Here is a 6,995-nt window from a genome sequence, read left to right as displayed (position 1 = left end):
CGCTCGCAATCACCTGAGCGACTCGACCTACTACGGCAGTTGTCCGGTCAGGCTCAACGAGTACATCGAAAGCATCAAACGCCAGAGCATCGAAGGACAATTCCCCAAACGCAAAGACTTGCTCAGCGCGTTTAGCGACTTGTTGATCAACCCCAAGATGCTCGAACGACTCGGCCCAGCCATCGCCAGCGGCCGTGGCATGTTCCTGTTCGGCTTCCCCGGAAACGGCAAGACATCCATCGCCGAACGCGTCACGGGAGCCTTTGGCAAGTACATTTGGATTCCCCGGAGTGTCGACATCGACGGTGACATCCTGCGTGTTTATGACCCGATGAACCACGTCGCCGCGATGCCCGAAGCCTCCTCCGGATTGCTCGACTCGGGATGCTTTGACAAACGCTGGGTCCGCATCGAACGCCCCACCATCATCGCTGGTGGTGAACTCACGATGGAAATGTTGGAAGTGCTTAACAACTCCACCAGCAATATCAGCGAAGCCCCTTTGCAAATGAAGAGCAACTGCGGAACGCTTGTCATCGATGACTTCGGTCGACAAAAAATGTCAGTCGATCAACTACTCAACCGTTGGATCATCCCGCTCGAAAAACGTTATGATTTTCTTAATATGGCGAGCGGTAAAAAGATCCAAGTTCCATTCGATCAGCTTGTCATCTTCAGCACTAACTTAGAACCTAAAGACCTGGTAGACGACGCATTCTTAAGGCGGATACCTTATAAGATCGAAGTGGAAAACCCACCCGAATCTGACTTCCGCAAGCTATTTGAAATCATGTGCCGCGTTACCAAAATCCCTTATAACGCGGACGCGGTGGACTACCTGATCAAGACACATTACCTGCCCATCAACCGCCCCTTTCGCAACTGCCAACCACGCGATTTGTTGCTCCAAGTACGCAACTATTGCCTCTACAACGATCTCGAAGTCGAGCTGAAAAACGAATACTTCGACTTCGCCTGCGACAACTATTTCTCGGTGATGTAAGCCGGCGGGCAGGAATCATTGAGCCGAATCCCATTAGCCGTCTGGGCGTTAGCTTGGACGGCTAAATCTTTGTAAAGACGTGGACATGCAGGCCGTGAAGGGTTGCTTCCATCTTGAGTCGTGAAGCAACGAAAGGTTTCGATCCCCGGTGGTTCATGCGTGCGTAAACCCGTGTTCCTCTCGTCAAGCCGGGACTTGCATTGCTTCGTTTTCCCAAACCACGGACTCGCGATCGTGGCCATGACGTGTCGTCACTTGGGACGTCGATTTAATTACTGCGGGATTTCAATAGTAGCGGAACGGCGCGAGCCGCCTAGTAACGCGGGACCGGACGGCTCCCGCCGTTCCGCTAAAAAGAGCACTAAAACAATCGAAGTCCCTCGTGACCGACAATCGGCGAAACATGGGATTCAACCTAACGCAAAATGGATAGTCGAAACGCTTTGTTAATATTGATTTCCTCAAGCAATCCAGCGTCAGCCCTGGTTGAACGCCGCAGCCGCGGTTAGCGCCGAACGGCTGATCAAGCGAACGCCTCCCGCCTACCCGCTTAGAAGTCTGAATGACGTTTGGGGCGAGCAAAAAGACTTTCTGGCAAGAGTTGCGGTCGACAGCACGATGGCAGGAGCCAGCTACGCATGTCGTAAAACATTAGCGACATGGCGTGTTTCACCCTCGCAAACCCGTCCGCTGCGGCGAGAATGAAACCATCAGAAGATTCGACGGCTTGCCTACCCACCCGTCACAGTCCATTTCGACGGGACAGCGATACCGAAAGGCTGGATCGAGATCAGCGCACCGGGGCATCTGAATACGGCACTGACCTCAAACTCCGCTCAGAACGGGTTTTATCTTAAAACACAAGCCAAAATTCTGCGTGTGCCAGCCGGTTGCCGAGAATGCCGCTGGAAAAGTAACGGCTTCGGGCGCGGCATCAACAGCATGGCTGCTGCCGTTGACATGACTAAGTTTGAGCTTAACGAAAAATGGCTGCCGTCTCGACGGATGGGTGCGAGTCAGCCGAACCCCCTAACGGACAAAAGAGAATGAAGAATCACACAATCGCCGCCATCGTTCTCGCTGTTGTGGCAACGAGCGGAATCACAGCTCAGGAACCACGCCGTCAGGGCGATTCATCGCCCAAATCGACACGATCTAAGTACCTGGAAACTGGAGGAGAGCGCAAACTCGAGGTCGTCTACAAGAACGTTTCAGGTACCGAATTGAAACTGGATCTGTATTACCCGACTGCGAAACGCGACGAAAAATGTCCGGTCATTGTCTTTACTCACGGTGGAGGCTGGGCCGCCGGCAGTCGATACAAGGCGGCGAGCGGGTCCTTTGAAGTCGTATTCCAACGGCTGGTCAAAGAAGGCTTCGCCGTCGCCCCCGTGACCTACCGGCTGGCCAAAAAAGACAGCGACGTGACGATGCGAGACTGCGTCATCGATTGCAAAGATGCGATTCGATATCTCGCCAAAAACAGCGAATCTTTCGGCATCGATCCGCATCGGATTTGCGTGATGGGAGACTCAGCAGGTGGCCACATTGCACAGATGCTGCTGCTCGCATCGCCTGAACAATTGCCGGGTGATGAGGAACTTGCATCAGCTTCCTACAGCATGTTGGCCGGCGTTTCATGGTATGGCCCCTGTGACTTTGAAAAGATTGAGCTGTTCAACCACGATGACCGAGCCGACTTTCGAGACCGGTTTGGCCCTCGCATTCTGGGATCAAATACCAGCCCCTCTGATAAACTGAAACGCTATCGAGAAGTCAGCCCGATCAACTACCTGAGCCAAGACAGCCCACCGTTGCTGATGATTCAGGGTGACAAGGATACGACCATTCCGGTCAAGCATGCGTACTATATGAAACAGAAAGCCGACGCGATTAAGGCACCAGTGGAGGTCATGCTTATCAAAAATGCCGGCCACAACTGGCGCAAGGTGGATGCGGACATTGATCCCTCGCGCGAAGCGATCATCAAACGCACCGTGCAGTTCTTTATTGAACACCGATAAGACCAAGCCACAGTCACAATGGGCGAGAGCGACAAACGATGACGAACCAATCGAAAGTAGCGGGGAACGGCCGCCGGTTGTTCCTCAAGGCGGCTGGCGTATCGATCGCGTTGCCGCCTTTGCAGTCCGTTGCGGCTCCGGCGCGGGGAAACACCGACGAACCAATGCGAATCGTCTGCATTAGCAGCGCATTGGGTTTGTACCCGGGAGCGTTCTTTCCCAAATCATTTAGCGACGACTACGAACTCTCGCCGACGCTTCAGCCATTGGCGAAAATGCGAGACCAGTTCACCGTGTTTTCGCACATGGATCACCCCGGCATCTTTTCGAAACATGGCGCGATGAAGTCCGTCCTCAGTGGTGTTGATCCAGGTGGCGCACCGACGGGAACGGCGGTATCCATGGATCAGGTCGCCGCCGATCACGTGGGCTATCAAACGCGATTCCCGTCGCTGCACGTTTGTGTGGGCGGATCACTTGGTGCGTCATGGACGAGATCAGGAATCAAAGTTCGTGAGCATGGGGATCCTCGAGACTTGTTCAAGCTGTTGTTTGTCAAGGATTCCGAGGCGGCAATCAGATCGAGAGAAAAGGATTTGCGAGAACAGGGCAGCATTCTCGATTTGCTTAGGGCGCAGGCAAAACAATTTGAGCGACGCACGAATCCATCAGATAAAGCGAAGTTAGACGAATACCTGACCGCGATTCGCGAAGCGGAAATCAAACTGCAGGGCATGCAGCGATGGCTGCACCAATCCAAACCGACCGTTGACTATGACGCGACCGGCCATCCCCATTCGGATACGGACTACGGATTCCTTGCCCCCCTGATGTTCGACCTGTTGTTCCTCGCCATTCAATCCGATTCCAGCCGCGTCTTCACCGCTGGATTCGGGATGCACAATCGCACGATCGAACTCGATGGCGTCACCGGAGGCTACCACGGTCTATCGCATCACGGCAACGTTCCCGCTCAGCTTCGTCAATTGCAAATCATCGATAAATTCTATGTCGACCAGATGGCTCGCTTCATGAGCCGACTCGCAGACACATCATTGGGTGATCGCGGAAACGGAACGCTGCTCGACAAGACGATGGTCCTTTTCGGCACCGGCCTGGGAGATGCCGCCCGACACAGCAACCGCGATCTGCCTACCGTGATTGCCGGCGGAGGTTTGAAACACCGCGGCCATGTCGATGCGAAGTTAGCGACAGGACAACGTACACCTCTCAATAACTTGTACACCACCATGCTGCAAAACTTCGGCGTTCAGATCGAACGATTCAACAACGCGACCGGTACGGTGGATTTGAGTTGAAAAAGGTACAAATCCACACTCCTCTGGGAGGACCGAAGATGAGGTGTAGATACCAAACCATGAAACCCTTGTTGCTGCTGGCCACGATCGTCTGCTTCTTTGCCTTCTCTGGTGACACGCAAGCAGAGGAAGCGTTGAACACGAAGTCGCTACTGCAGAAATATTGCGTCCGCTGTCACAACACGGACGAGCGTGAGGGCGACGTCTCCCTGGATCAACTCTCCAGAGATGACATCGATCTATTCGGGCAAATCTACGAACAGCTTTCCAGTCGGCAAATGCCGCCCGATGATGAGATGCAACCGACAAGCAAAGAGCGTGAACGGTTGGCACGTCTATTTTTAGAGCTCGCCAAAAAGTCGACCGTGCCGGAAACAGCGGCGCTGCGGCGACTGAATAAACGCGAGTACAGCAACACCGTGCGAGACCTGCTCGGAATACGCGGTGGGATCTTTGACCCGGGTAAATTCATTTACAAGGACGAGGTATCGGAGGGCTTTGATACCGAAGGCGAGTCATTGGTGACGTCGAATGAGTTGCTGCTGGAATACCTAGAGGCGGCGCAATTGAGCCTTCGCCAGGCACTCTTCACGCTTGATCCGGAGGCGCCAAAGGCGAACGTCATCAACGTCGACACCGCCAAGATGACGGGTGCATCACGGCGGTATGAAACCAAAGATCGTCAGGCGTATGTCTTTCGAGTCGGCAAAGCGAAAATTCACGGCACAGGCCCGACCCAGCTGATGAAAATGCCTGGGAGATATCGAATCACGGTCACCGCGTCGGCGATCGATCAAGATCGCTATCCGGTTCCTTTTGTCCCGGTCAACGCTCCACCAGTATTGGGAATTGGGATTGTTTCAGGGAATCGTTCAGGCGTCTCCGAGTTTGATCGACACGAAGAAAAGTTTCCTTTGAAGTATGACCAGGAGCAGACGTTTCAGTTGGAGAGATGGATTGACCAAGGGTTTCATCCATATCTGCAATTTGCCAACGGACCGGGAAAACCGGTCACACAGATTCGTGCGAACCTGCGGCGTGGGAAGATCACGAAAGCCGATGCGACGGGGCCTTTTGTCGGGCCGGGCATCCGGGTCACCGAGTTCAAAATCGAAGGTCCTTTTTATGACACGTGGCCGCCCGAATCGGTTTGCACGACCATTGGCAGCAACACGATCCCGGACTTTGAGAACGCCACCGCGCGACTGTACTTGCTGGGCCGGTTTGCCAAACGAACGTTTCGCCGCCGGGTGACTCGTGAGGAAATGACGCTGTGGGTGAAGTATCTCAATGCGAGGTACGCCACGACGCGTGATTGGCGTGAGGCGTTCATCGAGACGATGACCGCGATGATGGCGTCGCCCGACTTCCTCTACTTGCAAGAAAACGAGGGCGAACTTGGTCCGTTTCAACTGGCCAGTCGCCTGTCCTATTTCTTTTGGAGCACGATGCCAGACCACGAACTGTTCTCGCTCGCCGACTCTGGGAAGCTGACCGAACCCGATGTTTTGCGACAGCAAGTCATCAGGCTGATCCAGGATCCACGATCGCGACGATTCAGCGATAGCTTTGTGGACCAGTGGCTCGCGCTCGACACGCTTGGCTCCATGCCTCCGGACAGCAAGCTATTCCGCTTCTACAACGCATCGGTGGAAACCGCGATGTTGGCCGAGACTCGCCAGTTCTTTCGCCACGTGTTTCAAGAGAACCGCAGCGTGCGTGATTTCATTGATTCGGAATACACGTTTCTGAACCGGCAACTCGCCACGCTCTACGGCATTCCGATTGAAGGTGGCGATAACGCGATCAGCGACGGCAAATTGGTACTCACGCGGCTTCCCAAGGGTTCGCCGCGTGGCGGGATTCTGGGGCACGCCAGTGTGTTAACACTGACGTCCAACGGAGTCGAAACGTCACCGGTGACGCGCGGCGTCTGGGTACTGGCAAACTTCATGGGCACGCCCCCACCACCACCGCCCGCGGAGGTGCCGGCGCTCGTTCCCGACTTGAACGGAGCGCGGACCGTGCGGCAGATGCTCGAAAAGCATCGTAGCGATCCCGCCTGCATGAGCTGCCACCGGCGGATGGACCCGCTGGGGTTTGCCCTAGAAGCCTTTGACCCGGTCGGTCGTTTTCGCACCAACTACTCCAAGCGAGTAAAGGTCAGCACACAGGGTCGCTACATGGGACAGAATTTTGATGACATCAATGAACTCAAGCAAATTCTTTCCAGCGATCTACGTCTATTTGCGAGAAACTTGATCGTGCGTCTTTCTGAATACGCCAAAGGTAGAAAGCTGGTTTCCGCAGACTACGCGACAGTCGAAGCGATCTTATCAGCGTCGCAGAAAGACGGTTTCAATCTCAAACACATCGTCTACATGATCGCAATCAGTGACCTGATGACGCACAGATGATTTGGGCAATGGCCTGACTCAATACGAACCGTCTCGCCTTGGGTGATTCATCGGCCTTGTCGGAATCCGTTGGATATCATTTCTCGTTTGCGCGTCGGGTCCCCGTAAAATGCAGACCTGCACTCGAAGCATCGTGCCAAGGTCGCATCGAGCCAAGATCGGACCGTGCCAACAACAAGGGCCCGCTGCGGTCGGAGGCCAAGCCGCACTTTCAGCTCGCTGGTTTGCAGAC

General features: G+C 54.5%; 5 protein-coding genes (1 of these 5 cut by a window edge). All 5 read left to right on the top strand.

The features are described from left to right. Window positions 1-1,003, top strand: the 3' portion of a protein-coding gene (locus tag NB063_RS11340; protein ID WP_250928839.1) for an ATP-binding protein. It extends 617 nt beyond the left edge of the window; the window shows 1,003 of its 1,620 coding nt (coding positions 618-1,620); its start codon lies beyond the left edge, outside the window; its stop codon occupies window positions 1,001-1,003. Between the two features lie 486 nt (window positions 1,004-1,489). After that, a complete protein-coding gene (locus NB063_RS11335; protein WP_250928838.1) occupies window positions 1,490-1,708 on the top strand; it encodes a hypothetical protein in 219 nt (72 codons plus the stop codon). A 341-nt stretch (window positions 1,709-2,049) separates the two neighbouring features. Continuing rightward, a complete protein-coding gene (locus NB063_RS11330) occupies window positions 2,050-3,027 on the top strand; it encodes an alpha/beta hydrolase (RefSeq protein WP_250928837.1) in 978 nt (325 codons plus the stop codon). Window positions 3,028-3,065: 38 nt separating this feature from the next. After that, on the top strand, window positions 3,066-4,346 hold the full coding sequence (locus NB063_RS11325) for a DUF1552 domain-containing protein (protein ID WP_250928836.1): 1,281 nt from the start codon (window positions 3,066-3,068) through the stop codon (window positions 4,344-4,346). A 59-nt stretch (window positions 4,347-4,405) separates the two neighbouring features. After that, entirely contained in the window at window positions 4,406-6,763 is a 2,358-nt protein-coding gene (locus NB063_RS11320) for a DUF1592 domain-containing protein (protein ID WP_250928835.1), read from the top strand. The last annotated feature ends 232 nt before the right edge of the window (window positions 6,764-6,995 follow it).

The sequence above is a fragment of the Aporhodopirellula aestuarii genome, assembly GCF_023701485.1.
GTDB classification, from domain to species: Bacteria; Planctomycetota; Planctomycetia; order Pirellulales; family Pirellulaceae; genus Rhodopirellula; species Rhodopirellula aestuarii.
This window is presented reverse-complemented; position numbering and strand designations above follow the sequence as displayed.

Bases quoted from the DNA above. Each gene is read 5' to 3' on its own strand.
- NB063_RS11325 (WP_250928836.1), top strand. From the start codon at position 3,066: ATGACGAACCAATCGAAAGTAGCGGGGAACGGCCGCCGGTTGTTCCTC.
- NB063_RS11330 (WP_250928837.1), top strand. From the start codon at position 2,050: ATGAAGAATCACACAATCGCCGCCATCGTTCTCGCTGTTGTGGCAACG.
- NB063_RS11320 (WP_250928835.1), top strand. From the start codon at position 4,406: ATGAAACCCTTGTTGCTGCTGGCCACGATCGTCTGCTTCTTTGCCTTC.